At 70.1% G+C, this 20,151-nt stretch carries 18 protein-coding genes; 10 read left to right on the top strand and 8 right to left on the bottom strand.

The window, feature by feature from the left end:
* Nucleotides 1-2: 2 nt before the first annotated feature.
* The gene (locus RIC31_RS01935) at nucleotides 3-914 is read left to right on the top strand and encodes an aminotransferase class IV (RefSeq protein WP_350100718.1); all 912 of its coding nucleotides are present in this window, start codon (nucleotides 3-5) and stop codon (nucleotides 912-914) included.
* A gap of 197 nt (nucleotides 915-1,111) precedes the next feature.
* Here RIC31_RS01935 and RIC31_RS01930 read toward each other — a convergent pair whose 3' ends face one another.
* Together RIC31_RS01930 and RIC31_RS01925 are read right to left on the bottom strand one after the other, a co-directional pair.
* A complete protein-coding gene (locus RIC31_RS01930) occupies nucleotides 1,112-2,431 on the bottom strand; it encodes an IS1182 family transposase (RefSeq protein ID WP_350100710.1) in 1,320 nt (439 codons plus the stop codon).
* A gap of 158 nt (nucleotides 2,432-2,589) precedes the next feature.
* Complete coding sequence (locus RIC31_RS01925) at nucleotides 2,590-3,345, bottom strand: GntR family transcriptional regulator (protein ID WP_350100704.1); 756 nt, start codon at nucleotides 3,343-3,345, stop codon at nucleotides 2,590-2,592.
* Between the two features lie 128 nt (nucleotides 3,346-3,473).
* Here RIC31_RS01925 and RIC31_RS01920 point away from each other — a divergent pair, with 128 nt between their 5' ends.
* From RIC31_RS01920 to RIC31_RS01885, 8 genes are all read left to right on the top strand, one after another.
* Nucleotides 3,474-5,765, top strand: coding sequence for a penicillin acylase family protein (locus tag RIC31_RS01920; RefSeq protein WP_350100697.1), 2,292 nt, complete (start codon nucleotides 3,474-3,476; stop codon nucleotides 5,763-5,765).
* A 168-nt stretch (nucleotides 5,766-5,933) separates the two neighbouring features.
* Complete coding sequence (locus RIC31_RS01915; RefSeq protein WP_350100692.1) at nucleotides 5,934-7,505, top strand: ABC transporter substrate-binding protein; 1,572 nt, start codon at nucleotides 5,934-5,936, stop codon at nucleotides 7,503-7,505.
* Nucleotides 7,506-7,612: 107 nt separating this feature from the next.
* Complete coding sequence (locus RIC31_RS01910) at nucleotides 7,613-8,557, top strand: ABC transporter permease (RefSeq protein WP_350100686.1); 945 nt, start codon at nucleotides 7,613-7,615, stop codon at nucleotides 8,555-8,557.
* Nucleotides 8,550-9,437, top strand: a complete 888-nt coding sequence (locus tag RIC31_RS01905; protein WP_350100678.1) for an ABC transporter permease — start codon at nucleotides 8,550-8,552, stop codon at nucleotides 9,435-9,437. Before RIC31_RS01910 ends, RIC31_RS01905 begins: the two co-directional genes overlap by 8 nt.
* A 4-nt stretch (nucleotides 9,438-9,441) precedes the next feature.
* Nucleotides 9,442-10,434, top strand: coding sequence for an ABC transporter ATP-binding protein (locus RIC31_RS01900; RefSeq protein WP_350100671.1), 993 nt, complete (start codon nucleotides 9,442-9,444; stop codon nucleotides 10,432-10,434).
* Entirely contained in the window at nucleotides 10,431-11,429 is a 999-nt protein-coding gene (locus tag RIC31_RS01895; protein WP_350100661.1) for an ABC transporter ATP-binding protein, read from the top strand. The genes RIC31_RS01900 and RIC31_RS01895 overlap by 4 nt, the downstream gene beginning before the upstream one ends.
* Nucleotides 11,430-11,450: 21 nt before the next feature.
* Nucleotides 11,451-12,887 carry an amidase gene (locus tag RIC31_RS01890; protein WP_350100651.1) on the top strand — a complete coding sequence of 479 codons (1,437 nt, stop codon included), beginning with the start codon at nucleotides 11,451-11,453 and terminating at the stop codon, nucleotides 12,885-12,887.
* 16 nt (nucleotides 12,888-12,903) lie between these two features.
* Complete coding sequence (locus tag RIC31_RS01885) at nucleotides 12,904-14,577, top strand: N,N-dimethylformamidase beta subunit family domain-containing protein (protein ID WP_350100645.1); 1,674 nt, start codon at nucleotides 12,904-12,906, stop codon at nucleotides 14,575-14,577.
* Between the two features lie 24 nt (nucleotides 14,578-14,601).
* Here RIC31_RS01885 and RIC31_RS01880 read toward each other — a convergent pair whose 3' ends face one another.
* The 4 genes from RIC31_RS01880 to RIC31_RS01865 form a co-directional block, all read right to left on the bottom strand.
* A complete protein-coding gene (locus RIC31_RS01880; protein WP_350100636.1) occupies nucleotides 14,602-14,799 on the bottom strand; it encodes a hypothetical protein in 198 nt (65 codons plus the stop codon).
* Between the two features lie 211 nt (nucleotides 14,800-15,010).
* Complete coding sequence (locus RIC31_RS01875) at nucleotides 15,011-15,901, bottom strand: 3'-5' exonuclease (RefSeq protein ID WP_350100631.1); 891 nt, start codon at nucleotides 15,899-15,901, stop codon at nucleotides 15,011-15,013.
* Nucleotides 15,898-16,566: an RES family NAD+ phosphorylase gene (locus RIC31_RS01870; RefSeq protein WP_350100625.1), complete on the bottom strand. Its 669-nt coding sequence runs from the start codon at nucleotides 16,564-16,566 to the stop codon at nucleotides 15,898-15,900. Before RIC31_RS01870 ends, RIC31_RS01875 begins: the two co-directional genes overlap by 4 nt.
* A gap of 2 nt (nucleotides 16,567-16,568) precedes the next feature.
* A complete protein-coding gene (locus tag RIC31_RS01865) occupies nucleotides 16,569-17,096 on the bottom strand; it encodes an MbcA/ParS/Xre antitoxin family protein (RefSeq protein WP_350100620.1) in 528 nt (175 codons plus the stop codon).
* A gap of 262 nt (nucleotides 17,097-17,358) precedes the next feature.
* Between RIC31_RS01865 and RIC31_RS01860 the strand changes: the two genes are divergently transcribed.
* Complete coding sequence (locus RIC31_RS01860) at nucleotides 17,359-18,015, top strand: PAS domain-containing protein (RefSeq protein ID WP_350100606.1); 657 nt, start codon at nucleotides 17,359-17,361, stop codon at nucleotides 18,013-18,015.
* Here RIC31_RS01860 and RIC31_RS01855 read toward each other — a convergent pair.
* The gene (locus RIC31_RS01855; protein ID WP_350100600.1) at nucleotides 18,002-18,610 is read right to left on the bottom strand and encodes a hypothetical protein; all 609 of its coding nucleotides are present in this window, start codon (nucleotides 18,608-18,610) and stop codon (nucleotides 18,002-18,004) included. The genes RIC31_RS01860 and RIC31_RS01855 overlap by 14 nt on opposite strands.
* 109 nt (nucleotides 18,611-18,719) lie before the next feature.
* The coding region (locus tag RIC31_RS01850) for a 3'-5' exonuclease (RefSeq protein ID WP_350100596.1) at nucleotides 18,720-20,151 on the bottom strand (1,432 nt) is incomplete at its 5' end.

The following is a 20,151-nucleotide window of genomic DNA, read 5'->3' as shown; positions in this document are numbered from 1 at the left end:
CGATGGCCGATTCCGACTCCTTCGCCGCCGGTGCGACCTTCGTCGACGGCGACTACGTGCCGATCGGCCGCGCCGCGGTCTCGGTGCTCTACTGGGGCTTCACCAAGTCGGACGTGACCTATGACGTGGTGCATGTCTGGCGTGGCGCGTTCTTCCGGCTGGACGACCACCTGGCGCGGTTCGCCCGCTCGATGGCGGCACTGCGCATGACCATCCCGCACGACGCCGGCCAGCAGGCGCGCATCCTGGCCGGCTGCGTGCAGCGGGCCGGGCTGGCCGACGCCTATGTCGCGATGGTGGCCACCCGTGGCGTGCCGCTGTTCGGCATGCCGCGGCGGCCGAGCCTGATGACCAACCGCTACATCGCCTACGCGATCCCGTGGATCGACGTCATCCCGGTGCCGGTGCAGGAGCGCGGCGCCCACCTGATCGTCGCGAGCACCCCGCGCATCCCGTCGGAGAGCGTCGACCCGACGGTGAGGAACTACCACTGGGGCGACCTGGTGCAGGCGATGTTCGAAGCCGAGGCCGCCGGTGCCGACAACGCCGTGCTGCTCGACCGCGACGGCCATGTCACCGAGGGGCCCGGCTTCAACGTGTTCGCGGTGCGCGACGGCGTGGTGCTGTCGCCCGACCGCGGCGCGCTGGAGGGCGTGACCCGGCAGACGGTGATCGACATATGCGCCGAACTCGGGCTGGAGCTGCGCATCGGCCCGATGACCCGCGCCGACCTGTACGAGGCCGACGAGATCTTCACCTCGACCACCGCCGGCGGCGTGATGCCGGCCGCCCGCATCGACGGCCGCATCCTGTCGAACGACCGGCCGGGGCCAGTGTCGCGCCGGATCCGCGAGACCTATTGGGCCTGGCACGAGGAGGGGCGGCACCTGACGCCGGTGGCGGGGCTGGTGTGAGGCGATTGATGTAGTTTGCTTCTGTCGTCCTGAGAGCCTGAGAATGTATCGGGCCCCGTTGTTCGATTCGGAGAGAGTTGGCGGGCGATCCGGCTCAATGTCGATCCCTTGGGGCCGGCGAGCGGGTGGGGCGCCGCCTTCGGCTCGTACGAGGGGGCACCGGCTGCGGTCGGCCGATGCGCTCGATCAGGGCTCGATCATGCGGTGAGGGCCTGCTGCATTCGGTTGCCATGCAAGATGTTGGTGGAGAGTGCGTGGAGCAGCATGGCGGCAGTGACCTTCTCGACGCCGCGGACCGTGAACTGCCAGAGTTTGCTGTTTCGCCAGTCGCCGTGGATGCATTCGCTGATCGGGCGGTCCTTGTAGATCGCCTTGCCGGGCTCGCTGGCCATGCGCTCGCGCCAGGTCCGCACTCCCGGGCCGTCAGCAGGGCGCGGAGCGTAAGGATCGGTGCCGTGCTTGGAGTTCGATGGCGCGCAGTAGACCTCGACGTTCTGGCTGTGCGCCCATTCGATGGCATTGGCAGCGGTAAAGCCGCCGTCGGCGAGGTAGCGTTCCGGCAGCCGGCCGAACCGGCGTCGCAGCCGCTCCAGCCCGGGCCGCAGCAGGCCCCGGTCGGAGCCGGTGGTGACCGGTTGCACGTCGACCACGATCGGCGCCCCGACCGTGCTGATCACCTGGACGTTGTAAGCCGGTCGGAACCCGCCGTCGGCCATCTTCATCACCCGCGCTTGCGCGTCGGTGGTGGAGGCTCGCGGCTCCTTCTTCTTCTCGTTCTTGCCGGTGATCTCCCGGCGCTGCTCGCGCTGCGCCTCGACCTCGTCCAGCGTCCGCAACGCCGCCTCCACCCGCGCCGCCCGCTCCCGCGCTCGCACTGCCCGTTGGCTGCTGACCGCCGGATCGGCGTCCACCTCGCGCTTCAGCTGCGCCACCAGATCGCGAGCCGCCGCCAGATGCTCCTTCAGCCGCGCTCGCCGTCGGAACGATCCCGCCCCCGCACTCGCCCGGATCCGGATCCCGTCCTGCGCCAGCGACCGCAGGTCGATCACGCCGGCCGCTATCAGGGCCGCCACGTTCTCCGTCAGAAGCCGGTCCAGCAGGGCTCCGTGACCAACCCGGAAGTCCGAGAGCGTGTGCGGGTTCACCGACACCCCGCCACACAGCCACCGGTAGGCATCGTGCTGCTCGCACAGACGCGCCAGCGCACGCGCGCTGCCGACACCGTCCTTGGCCGCGTAAAGCCACAGCGCAAGCTGAAGCCGCGGCGAGATCGCGGGATGGCCCGGGCGCCCCTCGCGCGCCTTCACCGCAGCCTCCAGATCGCTCAGATCCAGGCGCTCGACATAGCTCCAGATCACCCGAGCCGGATGATCCGAGCCGAGCAGGCTGTCCAGATCGACAGCCCGCAGCTCGATCTGATCGCGCTGCGGCTCCCGAAGCCGCGGCCGACCAGTCGCCGTCCCGGTCTCAGGCTTGCGAGCTTCCGGGAGTTCCTCGAATAGTCCGTCGTCCGACATCGCCACCTCCGATATCACTCGGGTAGCGAATCACGATACGCGGCACCATCCAAGCGCTCTAAAAGCACCCCGGCGAAAGATTCTCAGGCTCTGAGGTGCGCCCCGCATCGCGGCGAGCCACGAAGGACAGGAGGAAACGCTCCGCCTGTCCACGCCGCTCATTTTGCCGCTCCGGCCCCTTCCATCGCCTGCAGGTGCCGCACGAAGTTGCGGCCGCCTTCGATCAGGTCCTGGCGGATCGCCTCGCGCAGCATGTAGCTGTCCTGGCGCTCCATTGCGGCCAGCACGGTCTCGTGCTGGTGCGGGCCGTCATATGTGGGGTGCCCGTGCGGGTAGAGGAAGTTGAACAGCGGCCCGGCGCGCACCCACAGGCTCTCCAGCGTCTCGATCAGGATCGGCATCGAGGAGCGCAGGTACAGGCCGAAGTGGAACTCGAAATTGGCCTGCACCGCCGCCGGATAGTCCTTCGTCGCCTCGGCCTCGACCAGGCGCGCGTGCACCCGCCGCAGCGCCGCCACGTCCTCGGGGCGGATGTGCGGCAGGGCGCGTTCGGCGGCCAACGGCTCCAGCTGCAGGCGGATGTCGCGGACCTGCAGGTACTCGCCAGCGCTGAGCCGCCGCACCCGCACATAGTGTCGCGGCTTGATCTCCAGCGCACCCTCGCGGGCGAGCTGGAAGAACGCCTCGCGCACCGGGGTCTCGCTGGTGCCGAGCCGCTCGGCGACGTCGCCGATCTTGAGGCGCTGCTCAGGCACCAGCTCGCCGCGCATAAGGGCGGCGCGCAGCTGCGAGTAGACGCGCTCCGACAGGCTGGACGCGTCCAGCCGCTCCAGCGACCGGATGGCGGGATCCTGGGGCGGCTCCAGCCGCCGCGCCCAGGGTTCGTCCGACGCCGGCCTGTTGTCCGCATCCATCGACGGCAATCCTGATCCAAACACCGGGGCTCGACTCCGACGCCACGCTCTGCTGTAGAATATATCATATGGACCTGTGAGCCGCCATGTTCGCGGTGGGTCGCCCCTTCCACACGAGAGCGTCGACCATGCCCGTCAACACCGCCTCCGCGCTGCCGCCCGTCGACGGCACCCTCGACCTCGCCGGCCTGGACGCGCCGGTGACCGTCATCCGCGACCGCTGGGGCGTGCCGCACATCCGCGCCGCCGGTGCCGGCGACGCGTTCTTTGCGACCGGCTATGTGCACGCGCAGGATCGGCTCTGGCAGATGGACGCGGCGCGGCGCCGTGCGGTCGGGCGCTATGCGGAATGGGTCGGGCAGGCGGGGGTGGCGATGGATGTGCTGTCGCGCCGCCTCGACATCGAGGGCGCCTCGCGCCGCGACGCCGCCGCGCTGAACGCCGAGACCACCGCCATGCTGGAGCGCTACGCCGCGGGGGTGAACGCCTTCATCGCCGGCGGCGTGCTGCCGGTCGAGTATGCGCTGCTTGAGGCGGCACCTGAGCCATGGGAGCCCTGGCAGTCGGTGGCGGTCATGCGCCAGCGCGGGCTGCTGATGGGCTCGGTGTGGTTCAAGCTCTGGCGTGCCGCAGCACTGCGCAGCATCGGCCCGGAGGCGGTGGCGAAGCTGCGCTACGACGACGGCGGGCCCGACGGCTTCGTGGTACCGCAGGGCGAGAGCGGGCGGCGCTGGATCGCCTCGCTGCAGGACCTCGCCCCGGCGCTGCAGGCGCTGGCCGCCATGGCGGGGCCGGAAGCGACTGACGGCGGCAGCAACAACTGGGCGCTCGCCGGGCGGCACACCGCGTCTGGCCGGCCGCTGGTGGCCGGCGACCCGCACCGCGCGTTCGAGATTCCGAACATGTACACGCAGCTGCACATCGCCTGCGACGCCTTCGACGCGCTCGGGCTGACCGTGCCCGGCGTGCCCGGCTTCCCGCATTTCGGCCACAACGGCCGCGTCGCCTGGTGCGTCACCCACGCCTTCGCCGACATCCACGACCTCTACGTCGAGCGCTTCGATCCGGCCGACCCCACGCGCTACCTGTTCCGCGGCGAATGGCAGGACGCGGTGCTGCGCGAGGAGACGGTGGCGGTGCGCGGTGCGGAGCCGGTGCGGGTGACCGTCACCACGACGCGGCACGGCCCGGTCATCGTCGGCGACCCGGCGTCGGGCCACGCCGTCGCCTTGCGCTCGGTTCAGGTCGACGACACCGACCGCTCGCTCGACTGCCTGATCCCGATGCTGAAGGCCGCGGCGGTGTCGGCGTTCTACGAGGCGACCCGCGGCTGGGGATTGATCGACCACAACCTGGTCGCTGCCGATGTCGAGGGCCGCATCGGCACCCTGGTCCGCGCCGTGGTCCCCGACCGCGACCGCCTGAACGGCTGGCTGCCGGTGCCGGGCTGGACCGGCGACCACGAGTGGCGGGGCATGATCCCGTGGGAGCGCATGCCGCGCGAGATCGATCCGCCGTCGGGCCGCGTGGTCACCGCCAACAACCGGATCGTGCCGAACGACCACCCGGACTATCTTTGCACCGACTGCCATCCGACCTACCGGGCCGACCGGGTGCGGGCCCGGCTCGAGGCGCTGACGGCGGCCGGCGTCGACGACATGGCCGCGATCCACCGCGACACGCTGAGCCGCACAGCACTCGAGCTGCGCGCCCTGATGACGGCGGCGCCGGCGGACAGCGAGGCCGGACGCTGGCGCCGGTTGCTTCAGGCCTGGGACGGCCGGATGGACGCCGGCTCGACGGCGGCCGCCGCCTACTACCTGGTGCGGCGCGAGATGACGCGGATCCTGCTGCGGCGTTCCAGCCTGGACAAGGCGGCGGCCGACCGGTTCGCGCAGGTCGCACCCGGCATCCCGCCGATGAATCAGCTGTGGTGGACACTGCCGAACCTGGTGCGGGCCGGCGACACGTCGCTGCTCGACGGCGCCGACTGGGGCGCGGTGGCGCGCGAGGCGCTGGCGACGGCGGCCGGGCGCGACCCGCTCGCGACCTGGGGCGAGCTGCACCGGCCGCGCTTCGTCCATCCGCTGTCGGCGCTGTTCCCCGATGCGGCGGCCGGTCTCGACCCGGTCTGCGACGAGGTGGCGGGCGACGGCGACTGCGTGTGCGCCAACGGCGCTTATGCGAGCGGCGGGGTGGCGGCATCCTATGGCCCGGTGGCGCGCTACGCCTTCGACGTCGGCGTCTGGGACGACAGCCGCTGGGTGGTGTTCCACGGCGCCTCCGGGCATCCCGGCAGCCCGCATTACGGCGACCAGAACGCCCTCTGGGCGAAGGGCGAGATGGTGCCGGCGCCCTACACGGCGGCGGCGGTCGACGCCAGTGCCGCGGCGCGGCTGGTGCTGCGGCCCGCGGGATGAGGTGGCTCCCGCGATGTGGCTCCCGCGATTGCCAGCCCAATATGATATATTCTATAGTTTCGCTCTCACGGTCGCCGGCCGCCCGCGCGGTCGACGCAGAAGGACCCCGGGGGCCGCGCCGACGCGGCGAGAGGGTCCCATCCGATCCGCGTTCAGCAGGAGGTGACAATGCAGAGACGTAAGATGTTGCGGCGGGCGACGTTGCGGCGCGCCCTGGCTGCCGCGTTCGCCGGCGCGTTCCTGGCGGCGGCCGTCCCGGCGGCGCTCGAGGCGGCGCCGAAGAAGGGCGGAACGCTGGTCTACGCGAACACGTCCGGCCCGGGCACGCTGGATCCGCAGGTCTCGGCCAGCATGGTCGACCTGGAGGTGGTCCACCACATGTATGAGGGCCTCGTCACCATCGACGAGACCTACGCCACCAAGCCGCTGCTGGCGACGTCGATCGACGTCGCACCCGACGGCAAGACCTTCACCTTCAAGCTGCGCAAGGGCGTCAAGTTCCACAGCGGCCAGGAGCTGACCTCGGCCGACGTGAAGGCGACCTTCGAGCGCTACGCCAAGGTCAGCCCGAACGCCTCCGCACTGGCCGAGGTCGAGAGCTACGAGACGCCGGATCCCTACACCTTCGTGGTCAAGCTGAAGACGACCAACTCGGTGTTCGTCGACGTCCTGAAGACGCCGGTTTACCCGTTCGTGATCCTGCCGGCCGACCAGAAGGACAAGCCGGCCCGCGGCATCGACGCGGTCGGCACCGGCCCATACAAGCTCGGCGAGTGGATGAAGGACAGCCACTTGGTCATCAACCGCTTCGACGGCTACGTCGCCGACGAGCGCAAGGGCCCGGACGGCTTCGCCGGCGCCCGCACCGCCTATCTCGACAGCATCCGCTACAACTTCGTGCCGGAGGCGAACGCCCGCATCGCCGCCCTGCAGACCGGCGAGGCCGACTTCGCCGCACTGATCCCGCCGGACCTGATGAAGCGGCTGGAGAGCAGTCCCGACATCGAGGTGTCGACGGTGTTCCCGTACTGCCAGCAGTACTTCATCGTGCACTCGCAACAGGCGCCGACCGACAATCCGCTGGTCCGCCAGGCGATCCGCAGCGTCGTCGCGGTCGACGAGATCATCGCGGTCACCGGGGGCGGCGCGCGGCGCAACCACTCGATGGTGTATCCCGACGGCGAGTACTACGGCGGCAAGGTTACCGAGGGCCGCTACGACAACAACGACCCCGAGAAGGCCAAGGCGCTGCTCAAGGAGGCCGGGTACAAGGGCGAGAAGATCGTCCTGCAGTCGAACACCAGCTACGGCTACATGCGCGACGCGGTGCTGGTGCTGGCCGAGCAGATGAAGGCGGCCGGCATGAACGTCGACGTCGACATCGTCGACTGGACCACCAATGCCTCGAACATGCAGAAGGGCACCGGCGGCTGGAACGTCTCGACCACCGGCTTCTGCTCCAATCCGCTGCTCGGCCCGCAGCAGTGGAAGACCATGATCTACAATTTCCCGCACGTTAAGGACGACAAGGTTCTCGACGACGCTTACGCCAAGTTCTTCTCGTCGCTCGACCTGAAGGACCGCAAGGACGCCTGGCTGGACATCGAGCAGCGCGTGCTGGACCAGGCCTACATGATTAAGGTCTCCGACCGTGGTGCGGTGAAGGCCTACAACAAGACCAAGTTCGGCGGCGTGCGGCCGTACTACATGACCAACTTCTGGGACGTGTACCGCAAGTAGGGACGCCGGGCCGGCCGGGAGGGTGTCCCGGCCGGTCCTCGCCTGCCCGGCCCCCGCCCGCCCGCCCGGCCCGCGCCCCGCCCGGCGGCGACCAGCACGGAAGCCTCATGACCCGCATCATCGCCAGCCGCTTCGCCCAGGCCGTCCCGGTCATGTTCCTGGTGGCGGTGCTGACCTTCTTCCTGATGCACCTGCTGCCGGGCGACCCGGCGGTGATCATCGCCGGCGACCAGGCGAGCCCGGCGGCGATCGAGCGGGTGCGCCGGCAGCTCGGCCTCGACCGGCCGGTGCTCGAGCAGCTGGTGCTGTGGATCGTCCATCTGCTGCAGGGCGACTTCGGCACCTCGCTGATCCTGAACCAAAGCGTGGTGTCGGCGGTGGCGGAGCGGCTGCCGGTCACCCTGTCGCTGGCGCTGGTGTCGTTCGTGATCACCATTCCGGTCGGCATCGCGCTGGGCGTGATCGCCGCCTGCTTCCGGGACACCTGGTTCGACGCCGGGGTGATGGCGGTGGCGCTGGTCGGCGTGTCGCTGCCGAACTTCTGGGTCGCCATCCTGTCGGTGATCCTGTTCAGCGTCACCCTGGGCTGGCTGCCCTCGGCTGGCTACGTGCCGATCGACAGGGGGCTGTGGCCGTGGCTGGCGGCGCTGATCCAGCCAGCGGTGGTGCTCGCACTGTTCCAGATTGGCTTCCTCGCCCGCATGACCCGCTCGGAGATGCTGGAGGTCCTCGACCAGGACTACATCCGCACCGCCCGCGCCAAGGGCGTGACCGAGTGGCAGACCGTCGCCAAGCACGCCTTCCGCAACACCCTGGTCTCGGTGATCACGGTGTCCGGCTACATCCTCAGCCTGCTGATCGGCGGCTCGGTGATCGTGGAGCAGGTGTTCGCGCTGCCGGGCATCGGCCGGCTGCTGGTGCAGGCGATCATGGCCCGCGACTACCCGCTGGTGCAGGGCACCATGCTGCTGCTCGGCTTCGCCTTCGTGTTCATCAACGTGATGATCGACCTGATCTACACCGCCGTCGACCCGCGGGTGCGCTATGACTGACGCGACAGTCGCGGGTCCGACCGCCCAGGCGCTGCCGGCGCGCCGCCGCTTCGTCCTGGCCCGCCGGCTGTTCCGGCATCGCTCGTTCCGCATCGGCTTCGTGATCGTCGCCGTCCTGGTGCTGGCGGCCGCACTGGCGCCGGTGATCACCAGCATCGAGCCCACGGCGATGCAGATCCGCTACCGCTTCCGGCCGCCGTCCTGGCAGTTCCCCTTCGGCACCGACATGTTCGGCCGCGACGTCTTCACCCGCGTGCTGTACGGCGCCCGGCTGTCGCTGTGGATCGGCTTCACGGCCTCGCTGCTGGCGGCGATCGGCGGTGCGCTGCTCGGGCTGGCCGCGGCCTACTACAAGCCGCTGGACTCGCTGCTGATGCGCTTCACCGACGCGCTGCTGGCGTTCCCGGCGATCCTGCTGGCGATCGGCATCAACGCCGCGCTCGGGCCGCAGATCCAGAGCGTGATCATCGCGCTCGCCGCGGCCTACGTGCCGCGCACCGCGCGCATCGTGCGGGCATCCGGCCTGGTGATCCGCGAGCTCGACTACATCGACGCCGCCCGGGTCAGCGGCGCCGGCGCCGGCCGCATCATCTTCCGGCACATGCTGCCGAACTGCCTGGCCCCGCTGCTGGTCTCGCTGACCTTCATCTTCGCCTACGCGATCCTGGCGGAGGCGGCGCTGAGTTTCCTCGGGATCGGCCCGCCGCCGCCGGCGCCGAGCTGGGGCAACATCGTCTCCGAGGGTCGCGACTACTCGGTCGAGGCGTGGTGGATCATGCTGTTCCCCGGCCTCGGCATCAGCCTGGCGGCGCTGGGCATGAACCTGCTGGGCGACGGGCTGCGCGACGTGCTCGACCCCCGGCTGAAGATCGAGAGCTGAGGCCATGACGGTTCCGCTGTTGCAGGTCGAGGACCTGACCGTCGAGTTCCGCGGCGATTCCGGCTGGCTGCGCGCCGTCGAGGGGGTGAGCTTCGCGCTCGGCGCCCGCGAGAGCCTGGGGCTGGTCGGCGAGTCCGGCAGCGGCAAGAGCGTGACCGCGCTGTCGCTGCTGCGGCTGCACGCGCGGCGCACCACCCGGCTGCCGACCGGCCGGGTGCTGTGGCAGGGCCGCGACTTGCTGACCCTCTCGGAGCGCGAGATCCGCGCGGTGCGCGGCGGCGAGATCGCGATGATCTTCCAGGACCCGATGACCTCGCTGAACCCGGTGCTGACCATCGCCGACCAGATCGGCGAGACCCTGCGGATCCACCAGGGCCTCGACCGGGCGGCGGCCCGGCGGCGGGCGATCGAGCTGCTCGACCTGGTGCGCATCCCCGATGCCGGCCGCCGGGTCGACGAGTACCCGCACCGGCTGTCCGGCGGCATGCGCCAGCGGGTGATGATCGCCATCGCCATCGCCTGCCGGCCGCAGCTGCTGATCGCCGATGAGCCGACCACCGCCCTCGACGTCACCATCCAGGCGCAGATCCTGGAGCTGCTGCGCGACCTGCAAGCCGAGCTCGGCATGTCGGTGATGCTGATCTCGCACGACTTCGGCCTGATCGCCGAGTTCGCCGAGCGGGTCATCGTCATGTATGCCGGCCAGGTGGTCGAGGAGGCGCCGGCCGCCGCGCTGTTCGCCCGGCCGGTCCATCCCTATGCCGAGGGGCTGCTGCAGGCGATCCCGAGCCTGGACGATGACGCGGTCCGGCTGTCGACCATCCCCGGCAACATCCCGGATCCCGGCAATCGCCCGGCCGGCTGCCGCTTCGGCCCGCGCTGCGGTTATGCCGAGCCGGCCTGCCGGACGGCGCCGCCGCCGCCGATTCTGGCGGTTTCGGCCGACCGCAAGGTGCGTTGCCCGCCGCGTGCCGCCGCACTGGGAGGCGGGCCATGAGCGAAGCCGTGAGTACGGATATGAGCGATGCGCCGATCGTGCGCGTCCGCGACCTCGCCAAGACCTTCGACGTTGGCCGCGCGCCGAAGGGCGGCCGGCTGCTGCTGCGGGCGGTGAACGGCGTCAGCTTCGAGGTCGGGCGCGAGGAGACCCTGGGCTTGGTCGGCGAATCCGGCTCCGGCAAGTCGACCATCGGCCGCATGCTTGTCGGCCTGCTGCCGGCGAGCGCGGGCGAGATCCGGCTGTTCGGCGAGACCGTCACCGGGCCGGGCGGCCGCAAGCGGCTGGCCAAGGTGCGCCGCCGACTGCAGTTCGTGTTCCAGGATCCGCACGCCTCGCTCGACCCGCGTATGCGGGTCAGCGACTCGATCGCCGAGCCGATCGACATCGCCGGCGGCTTCTCGCGCAAGGACCGCGCCGATCGGGTGGCCGAACTGCTGGAGATGGTCGGGCTGTCGGCGTCCTTCGCCGAGCGCTTCCCGCACGAATTCTCCGGCGGCCAGCGCCAGCGCATCGTGATCGCCCGGGCGCTCGCCCTGAACCCCGACTTCGTGGTGTGCGACGAGCCGGTGTCGTCGCTCGACGTTTCGATGCAGGCGCAGATCGTCAACCTGCTGCTCGACCTGCAGGACCGCCTCGGCCTCAGCTACCTGTTCATCGCCCACGACCTGGCGGTGGTGCGCAGCGTGTCGCGGCGGGTGGCGGTGCTGTATGCCGGGGAGGTCGTCGAGGTCGCCGAGAAGCGCCTGCTTTATGCAGCGCCGCAGCACCCCTACACCCGCGCCCTGCTGGCCGCGGTGCCGCGCCCGGTGGTGGGGCGCGAGCGGCCGCCGGTGATCAAGGGCGAGGTGCCGAGCCTGCTCGACCGGCCGCCCGGCTGCAGCCTGTTCGCGCGCTGCCCGCACGCCATGGAGCGCTGCCGCAGCGAGCCGCCGCGGCTGCGCGAGATCGCGCCCGGGCACAGCGCCGCCTGCCATCTCCACGACGCCGCCTGACCCCCGAGAGGATCCGCCACCATGCCGCCACCGACCGATCTGCTGTTCATGCCGGCGACCGAGGCGGCCGCCCGCATCCGCCGCCGCCAGCTGTCGCCGGTCGAGTATCTCGACGCGGTGCTGGCGCATGCCGAGGCGCAGCAGCCACGCCTGAACCCGTTCATGACGGTGTGCGCCGAGCGCGCCCGCGAGGAGGCGAGGGCGGCCGAGCGGGCGGTCATGGCGGGCGACCGGCTCGGCCCGCTGCACGGCGTGCCGGTGCATGTGAAGGACCTATTCGCCACCGCCGGCATCCGCACCACGCACGGCTCGGCGATCTTCGCCGACAACGTGCCGGACCACGACGACGTGCTGGTGACCCGGCTGCGCGCCGCCGGGGCCGTGGTCTTCGCCAAGTCGACGACGCCGGAGTTCGGCCACAAGGGCATGACCGACGGCCCGAGCTTCGGCATCACCCGCAACCCCTGGGACCTCGGCCGCAACGCCGGCGGGTCGAGCGGCGGAGCAGCGGCAGCGGTCGCGGCCGGCATCGGGCCGCTCGGCCTCGGCACCGACGGCGCCGGCTCGATCCGGATCCCGGCGGCGTATTGCGGCGTCGTGGGCCTGAAGCCGACCACCGGGGCGGTGCCGTTCCAGGGCTCGGTCGACGCGTTCTCCAGCTATGCCGCCGCCGGGCCGCTCGCCCGCACGGTATCCGACGCGGCGCTGATGCAGTCGACCCTGGTGGGGGCCGACCCGTGCGACCCGTGGACCCTGGCGGCCCCCGACTTCGGCCGGCTGACGCCGCGCTGGCTCGGCCGCGACCTCGCCGGCCTGCGCATCGGCTATTTCCCGCGGATGGCGAACCGGCTGGTCGCGCGCGATGTCGAGGCCAACACCCTGGCCGCACTCGCGGTCTACCAGGCGCGTGGTGCCGTGGTCGAGGAGGTGGCCGACGCCATCGACTGGATCGAGAAGCCCGGCCGGGCGATGTATCAGGGCAACATCGCCGTCGCCTTCGGCAAGTATGTCGAGGAATGGGGTGACCGCATGGACCCGGTGCTGCTGGCCTTCATCGAGTGGGGCAAGGCCTACACGCTGGCCGATTTCCGCTCCGCGCAATACGCCCGCACCCGGCTGTTCCGCAGCATCCAGGGGCTGTTCGAGCGCTACGACGTGCTGATGTCGCCGACCCTGACGCGCACCGCACTGCCGGTCGATTTCGACGCCGCGCACGGCCAGGTTGAGGTCGACGGCCAGCCGAACGGCATCACCCGCGAGGGCATGTCGCCCTATGCCTACCCGTTCAACCTGACCGGCCATCCGGCGGTGTCGGTGCCGTCGGGCTGGGCCTCGGACGGGCTGCCGACTTCGCTGCAGATCGTCGGGCCGTGGTGGAGCGACCTCGACATGCTGCGGCTCGCCGCGGTGCTCGAGGAAGACCGCCCCTGGGCCGATCGCCGCCCGCCGCTGGCCTGATCGGAGGACCGCCGCCATGACCCAAGACCGCCGTACCCCCGAATACGGCCCGATGCATGTACGGCCGCGCCAGACCACGGTGATGCACCCGGGCGAGGCCTGGCACCTGTCGCACTGGTACGAGGCGCCGCGCGAGGACCCGGCGGTGCCGGAGGTCTACACCTACACCGATGCCATGTCCTACGCGCCCGGTGCGGAGGTGGGCTTCCACAGCAGCAGCACGGCCGGCCGGTGGTCGCTGGAGATCTGGCGCGACGGCGCCAGGCCGGTGCTGGTGCATGAGGCGGCGGACCTGCCCGGCGCCTTCCATCCGACACCGGAGCAGGCCTACCGCACCGGCTGCGGCTGGCCGGTGGCGTACCGCTGGACCCTGCCGGCCGACCTCGGCTCCGGCTTCTACCGGGTGGTGTCGAGCTGCGACCAGGGCGGCGGCTCGCGCTTCGTGCAGCACCACTTCTTCGTGGTGACGCCGGCCGATCCCGAGCCGGCGAAGGGCCGCTTCCTGCTGATCCTGCCGACCTCGACCTGGATCGCCTACAACGACTGGGGCGGGGCGAATTCCTATGACGGCATCGACGGCCCGGACGGCAACCAGTTCTCGCCGGAGCTGAGCTTCCAGCGGCCGTGGACCCGCGGCCTGGTGTGGCTGCCGCCGGGGGCGCCGCGGCTGTGCGACCCGGTCAAGCGCGGTCCCTGGGAGGCGCCGCGCTACCCGACCAAGGAATGGGCCTACACCAACGGCTTCGCACAGTATTTCGCGTCGGCCGGCTGGGCGCAGTTCGACCGTCACTTCGTGGTCTGGGCCGAACGCGAGGGCTACGCCTTCGACATGATCACCCAGAGCGACCTGCACTACCGCCCGGAGATCCTGCAGCGCTACGGCACCGCGGTGATCGTCGGCCACGACGAGTACTGGACCGCCGAGATGCGCCGCAGCGTCGACGCCTTCGTCGAGGCGGGCGGCCGCATGGCCCGCTTCGCCGGCAACTTCCTGTGGCAGGTGCGCCTGGAGGACGAGGGCCGCCGGCAGGTCTGCTACAAGGCGCGCGCCCATGACGAGGATCCGGTCGCCGGCGGCGCCGCGGCCGACCGGCTGACCTGCGCCTGGGAGGATCCGGCCGTGAACTGGCCGGGAGCGGCCACCTTCGGCGTCAACGGCATGCGCGGGGTGTACGCCTCCTGGGGCGGCTTCGTGCCGCGCGGCAGCCGCGGCTTCACCGTCTACCGGCACCGGCACTGGGCATTTGCCGGCACCGACACCCACTACGGCGACGTGATCGGCGGCGAGGCCGGGATCTTCGCCTACGAGGTCGATGGCCTGGACTACACCTTCCGCGACGGCCTGCCGTATCCGACCCACACCGACGGCGCGCCGGAGGGGCTGGAGATCCTGGCGATGGCCCCGGCGATGTTCGTGGAGGACATGCATGACGGCGAGGGCTTCCGCTACTACCTCAAGGACGCCGGCCTCGCCCGCAAGGCGGCGATGTTCGGCACCACCGACCCCGAGGGCATCGACCGCCACCGCTACGGCTGCGGCATGGTGGTGTCGATGCGCCGCGGCAGGGGCGAGGTGTTCACCGCCGGCAGCTGCGAGTGGCTGACGGGCCTCGCCAAGGGCGACTTCTATACTCAGCAGATCACCCGCAACGTGATCGACCGGTTTCTGGCGGCCGGCAGTGGTGAATGAGCGCGTACAGGATACGAGAGTCCGTCACCAGGAGACGGACGATGCGGGAAGAGCAGGCTCACCGAGGAACAGATCATCGGGCAGGGACGCGAGGAACTCGGCCGGCCGGCGGGGCTGATGCAACAAGATCCCCGCGGTCATGTCCTCCCAGAGCGCTGAGGGCGGTCTCTCTAATGTGGCGGGGATCCGATGATGGTACTTGGCGAGGATCTCGTAGGCCATCCAGCGCTCGAGCTCGGACAGGGTCCTGGTGGCGCGTGCCTCCGAGGGATACTCGCCTTTCGAGCGACGCTGGAAAACGTCGTTCCGCGCAGCATGTGGACGGCGCCCATGTGCGTCCCGATGAGCCGTTCGATATGGCCGCCGTATCTCGGCCGCCCTGTCTGAAGAACCGCTACTTTTGGGGCAAGTGGTACGGAAACCGCGGCCGGGGCTAAACGCGCTCGGAGAAGCGGTCGAATGCGGTGACGCGAACACACCGGGGTATGTAGAGGTGGGGGTAAATCTCCGTCGTCAGGTACTGCTTCTCCGCCTCGAGGGCCGCGTCGACGACGTCGCGATACCAAGCCCGCGGGTTGCCGTCCGATCCGTCGCTCCAGCGGTAGCCCCGGGCCTTCAGGCGGTCCTTCATGTCGAAAGGGCTCTCGAGCGCCCATACCCGCCAGGTCGGCTGCCGCGCGGTGTCGAGGAGACGCTTCAGGGTCGGATCCGTCGAGCCGGGCAGGGGCCGCGACAGGATCTCCAGCAGGACCTCGCAGTCGGCGAGGCCGCGGTGACCGTCGTGGAACAGCCCGTAGCGCATGGCCAGGTAGTCGAGCTTTGCGCTGGCGATGCCCGCCTCGATCCAGGGCACCTCGGCGAGCGAACAGGCCCAGGCCTTCGTCGAGAACACCGGGTGCAGGCGTTCGGCGAACCGGCGATCGAAGCCGGCGTTGTGGGCGATGACGACCACGGCCGGGCCGACGAGACGGGCGACCGCGTCGCGGTCGATGATGCGGTCACGGACCAGGGCGTCGGTGATTCCGGTCAACTCCACCACATCAGCCGGGATCGGGCGGCCCGGGTCGTTGAAGCCTTGGAACCGATCGCGGACTTGGCAGACCTGGCCGCGATCGTCGAACTCGAAGGCGATCATCGCCAGTTCGATCACCTTATCCTCGCGCCGGTCGAGGCCGGTGGTCTCGGTGTCGAGAAGGACGCCGATCTTGGTATCGCCGACGGGGTCGGCGAAGACGTCGCGCGTCTTGACCCGGCGCAGCACCCGGTAGTCGAGGTGGCACTCCAGGCGCCTGGCCAGGGCTTCGCTGTCCTGCGGATCGCTCATGACCGGTTGAGGGTCCTGACGACGATCCGGCCTTCGACCGGTGCCGTGATCTCGTAGTGGGCGCCGAGCGTCACGTCTCGAACGTTGCGGGGCCGGTAGGCGACGACGCAGGTACCGCCGTCGTGGCGAACGCTGTCATAGATGATGCCGGCGTGCGCGCTCGCCCGGATCGTCTCCCCGAGCGACTGCGAGGCGGCATAGGAGCCGGGGCTCAGGGCATCCTGATGGCCGGCACCGGGACCGCGGATGTCGACGTAGGAGCCGTCGAGGGTCGCCGCGTAGGTGCGGTACTTCCGCCGGATCTCGCGTCGGCGCCTGAAGACGGCCTCGCGACGAAGATGGTGGGCGACTTCCGCCGCCGCCGTGGACAGGGCCAGGGCTGCGTACCAGGCGCCCAGCGCGCCGGTGTTGAAGCGCATGCCGTCGGGCGAGACGTGCAGGAAGGACGCCATGACGATGCTCGCGTTCGGGACGCCGAACACCCACTGGCCTCTGGGAAGCCTGTCCAGGCGCTCCACGACAAGCCGGTCGTTGGTCCAGCCTTCGAGCTCCATGACGTCTTGAAGGTCGCTGGCCGATGTGACGACGTCGAAGGTCGCGATCGGCGGAAACTGAGACGGGATGAGCCGGAGGGTCGTGCCGGGCACTTCGGCAGTCGCGAGCACCATCAGACGAACACAATGTCGTCGTCCGTGAGCGGCTTGAAGTCGGCGTCGGCCGCGTTCGGTGCGGCGAAGACCCCGCCGCGCATGCCGTCGAGGTACCGGCGCACGAGCATCAGCCCGTCCTGGGTCCCGGCGGTCACCAAGCGCATGGGGGGCTGACCTCCGAAGGTCGGAGCGTCGTTGGGGCCTGTGAGCCAGGCGACGCCCTCGACGTCAGTGTCGAAGAGGATCCGGAGCGCCTTCCAGACACCGAGGACCGCCGAGATCCGCAGCAGGGTGTCGACCGACAGCTCGAGATCCTGCCCTGCCCTCGCGCGGGAGACCCAGCCGTAGTAGGTGGACCTGCCGGGAAATCCGAGCACACGCAGGCGATCGGCTTCGCTCAGACCCCAGACGTCCGCGATACTGAGGAAGGTGCGCATGCCTGGGCCGCTCAGGCGCCGACGGTTACCGCCGGAGAACCGGTCGGCCTCGAGGATGAGGGGGCCGGGCTCGATCGCCTGGTGCTGTTCTCGTGCCGGGATTGGCATTTCGATCTCCAATGTCCAGACCTGGACTATGATATCCAGGGCTGCACTTTTCAAGGAAATTCTGGCCTCGGGTGTGGTTTCCACAACACTTGTTGCGCGCACCGCGTCGGCCGATCGGCGCCGCCGGCCGGCACCAGCACGACAACACGGGTCGTCCCGGGTCGGCGGCACCAGCGGCGCCTGATCGATTGACGCATGCCAGGCTCGCATTAAGCGACTGTCAACCACGACCGTGCCATGCTCTGCGCAGGGAGGGGGCACCATGGACCCGGTCGAAATCGACCCGCCTGCGAGGCCGGCCACCGACGCCGCAGCGGTCGGCGGGCCTGCCCTGGCGTCGATCGCCGGGCTGCGACGCCTCCTGGAGACATCCGCCGCGGCCGCCTTCGCCGACTGGGCCTGCGCCCTTGCCGGCCCGGCGTTGGTCCTCGAGCGCGGCCGCTTCGCGCCCGCGGACCTCAGGCCGTGGCTCGGCGCCCTGGCGATCCTGCAATGGGACCCGGGGAGCTGCGACTATCGGTACCGGCTGTTCGGCACCCAGTGGGCGACATCGCTCGGCCGCGATCTCACCGGCCGGCCGCTGGCGGCCTGGCCCGCCAAGATCGCGCGCGCGATCCGCGAGCGGGTCGACGACGTCGTCGTCTCGGGTCGGCCGGTGGGCGCTCACGCCGCCGTTGCCCTGGCGATCGACGGCCAGGTCCAGCGCGGGCACACGGTGTTCGAGCAGGTGGTATGGCCGCTGTGCTACGGCCCGGGCACGCCGTCGGCGGTGATCGCGCTGGCCGTGCCGGTCCCCGCCGGCGCTGGCCTGACCGCGGCCTCGCTGTTGAGCGCGACCGGGCGGCGCACCCGCTGGTTCGACGCCGACGGCCGAACGCTGCCGGCCGGGGTCCTGCCGTCAGCGGCTACACCGGTGTGAGCCATGGACGACCACCCGGACCCGAGGAGTGCTTGTCCAGAAACTCACGCAGTGGGTCCGGTGGCCCCACCAGCTGCAGGTAGGGGCCGAACCAGTCCCACCCTCGCTCGAGGAAACTTGCGCGGTCGATGAAGAGCACGTCTCCAAACGCCCGCACATCTCGGTAGTGAGCATCGTCCAGGATCTTGACTAAATGACGCGCGACTCCCGCCGTCAACCGCCTGCTGGCCTTCAGTTCGGATAGTCGACTGATCACGATGGTATGCGCGCTGTTGGTCAGCGCCGCCTCGAGTGCCTTGCCGGCTGAATAGCGATCACGCCTCTTGGGCGCCGGCTGTCCAAGATCGGTGATGATCTCGGTATACACGGCAAGCAAGGTCTTCCCGGCGCAGTCGACGATCGTGAACGGCCGCCCGGTCTGGCGGAGCGCGACAGGCACTGCGGCACGGAACGCGTCGAGATGGTCGTCGACGAAGCCGAACAGGAACATCCCGTCGGGATTGTGCGTGCTGGTCCGGTTGCGCTTCGCGAGGCGCAGGAAGGCCTGCCGGCAGCAGTCGACGTAGGTCTCACTTGGATCCGCAGGCATCGACATCCTCACAGGCTCCTTTGCCGAGCATGCGACCGCTCGTGCCAACTAGGCGGGTGTGACCGTGCACCAGGGTGAGCTGGGTTCGCACCAGCCGAAGGCCGGTGCAATCGCCTCACGGGCCGGCCGGGCCGGTACGTTGAGCCACTGGATCGACAGAACCCTCCGTCGCGTAGACGATCAGACCGTGTCTCGCGCCGACGACGGCCATGTAGTCGCGGACCTGCTCTCGGTACAGCGCACGTTGCGCACTGGTGGGGTCCACATCCGACTTCCAGTCAATGACCGTGTCGATGCGACCGGTGTCGTCGGCCGCCACTGCATCGGCGATGCCGGAGGTCGCGACCTCCTGGTCGCCCTGCAGGATCGTGGCTGCCACCGGCAGCTCTGGGAGGAGGCGGGGCCTCACTGCCGCGACTTCGGGCAGTGCCAGCGCGCGTGCCACGCTCGTGGCGATCTCGGCCGGTGAGTACCCCGTAGCTGGATCTTCGGACATCTCGACCCCAAGTTGGCCGAGCAAATCGCTGGCGCGCTCCGTCATCGCGACGTCAGCATCGTCGGCCTCGCCGGTCAGGATCTCCTCGATGAGCTTGTGCAACACCAGCCCGCGGGCGGTGCCACCACGTATCTGAGGAACGGCCCGCTCTTCTTCTTCCGACGCCGCCACGATGACTGGCTCCACCTCGGCGGAGGCCTCGCCTTCGTGAAGGCTTGGCTGGCGCCAGGTCACCGACCGGTGCATCGCTTTGATCGCGGCCGCCTCCCGGGCGAAGGTTTCGCGATCCTGGGTATTGGCCGGCTCGGCTTCCCGCGCCGGCATGGTCTCCGCCCAGCGATCCAGCTCGACCGCCGGCAGCTCCGCCAGACCGAGGTCGATCCTGCTCATCCAGCATGCCTGCTTCGGGAGCTGTGAGAGTCTCGGGACGACCAGGAGATCCCGGGCCCGGGTGACGCCCACGTACCACAGCCGGACTTGCTGACGCTCTTCCTCGGTATCCTCGAACGCTTCGACCTCGGTGTAGGCGGCTGGCAAGATGCCGCCGAGGCGCATGTGAAGTGTGTCATCGTTCCGCCGGATCAGCGGCCCGCGCCGCTTGACGAAGGCGGTCATGGTATTGATCGGGATCACGACCGGCCACTCCAGACCCTTGGCCGAATGCATGGTGATCACCTGGACCGCCTCGGCTTCGGCGTCCGGCCGGCCCTCGGCCTGCCTCTCGTCATCCTCCCACATCTGGCGCATGTGCCGTGCGAACGCCCGAAGTCCGCGGACCGAATAGGGATGCGCCTGCTCGAGATACAGGTCGACGTTGGCGAGCGCGCGTTCCGCTTCTCCCCGGTGACGCTGTTCGAGAAGCGGGCGCACGTGCAGCGCCGCGACGGCATCCGCCAGCAGCGCATAGGGGGTCGTCCGTCGAGCGCGCCTCGCCAGACCCTGCAGGGTCTCGATCACATGGCGACAGATCGAGTCGATGATGTGGTCGGCAGGCGTCCAGAGCGTGAGCCGCGGGATCCGGTCCTCCGCGCCCTCGGGACGGGGGAGGGCC

This window comes from Thalassobaculum sp., assembly GCF_040219615.1.
In the GTDB taxonomy this organism is placed as follows: Bacteria; Pseudomonadota; Alphaproteobacteria; order Thalassobaculales; family Thalassobaculaceae; genus Thalassobaculum_A.
This window is presented reverse-complemented; position numbering and strand designations above follow the sequence as displayed.

Coding starts and splice junctions, on each gene's coding strand:
- RIC31_RS01935 (WP_350100718.1), top strand. CDS start 3: ATGGCCGATTCCGACTCCTTCGCCGCCGGTGCGACCTTCGTCGACGGC.
- RIC31_RS01930 (WP_350100710.1), bottom strand. CDS start 2,431: ATGTCGGACGACGGACTATTCGAGGAACTCCCGGAAGCTCGCAAGCCT.
- RIC31_RS01925 (WP_350100704.1), bottom strand. CDS start 3,345: ATGGATGCGGACAACAGGCCGGCGTCGGACGAACCCTGGGCGCGGCGG.
- RIC31_RS01920 (WP_350100697.1), top strand. CDS start 3,474: ATGCCCGTCAACACCGCCTCCGCGCTGCCGCCCGTCGACGGCACCCTC.
- RIC31_RS01915 (WP_350100692.1), top strand. CDS start 5,934: ATGCAGAGACGTAAGATGTTGCGGCGGGCGACGTTGCGGCGCGCCCTG.
- RIC31_RS01910 (WP_350100686.1), top strand. CDS start 7,613: ATGACCCGCATCATCGCCAGCCGCTTCGCCCAGGCCGTCCCGGTCATG.
- RIC31_RS01905 (WP_350100678.1), top strand. CDS start 8,550: ATGACTGACGCGACAGTCGCGGGTCCGACCGCCCAGGCGCTGCCGGCG.
- RIC31_RS01900 (WP_350100671.1), top strand. CDS start 9,442: ATGACGGTTCCGCTGTTGCAGGTCGAGGACCTGACCGTCGAGTTCCGC.
- RIC31_RS01895 (WP_350100661.1), top strand. CDS start 10,431: ATGAGCGAAGCCGTGAGTACGGATATGAGCGATGCGCCGATCGTGCGC.
- RIC31_RS01890 (WP_350100651.1), top strand. CDS start 11,451: ATGCCGCCACCGACCGATCTGCTGTTCATGCCGGCGACCGAGGCGGCC.
- RIC31_RS01885 (WP_350100645.1), top strand. CDS start 12,904: ATGACCCAAGACCGCCGTACCCCCGAATACGGCCCGATGCATGTACGG.
- RIC31_RS01880 (WP_350100636.1), bottom strand. CDS start 14,799: ATGGCCTACGAGATCCTCGCCAAGTACCATCATCGGATCCCCGCCACA.
- RIC31_RS01875 (WP_350100631.1), bottom strand. CDS start 15,901: ATGAGCGATCCGCAGGACAGCGAAGCCCTGGCCAGGCGCCTGGAGTGC.
- RIC31_RS01865 (WP_350100620.1), bottom strand. CDS start 17,096: ATGCCAATCCCGGCACGAGAACAGCACCAGGCGATCGAGCCCGGCCCC.
- RIC31_RS01860 (WP_350100606.1), top strand. CDS start 17,359: ATGGACCCGGTCGAAATCGACCCGCCTGCGAGGCCGGCCACCGACGCC.
- RIC31_RS01855 (WP_350100600.1), bottom strand. CDS start 18,610: ATGTCGATGCCTGCGGATCCAAGTGAGACCTACGTCGACTGCTGCCGG.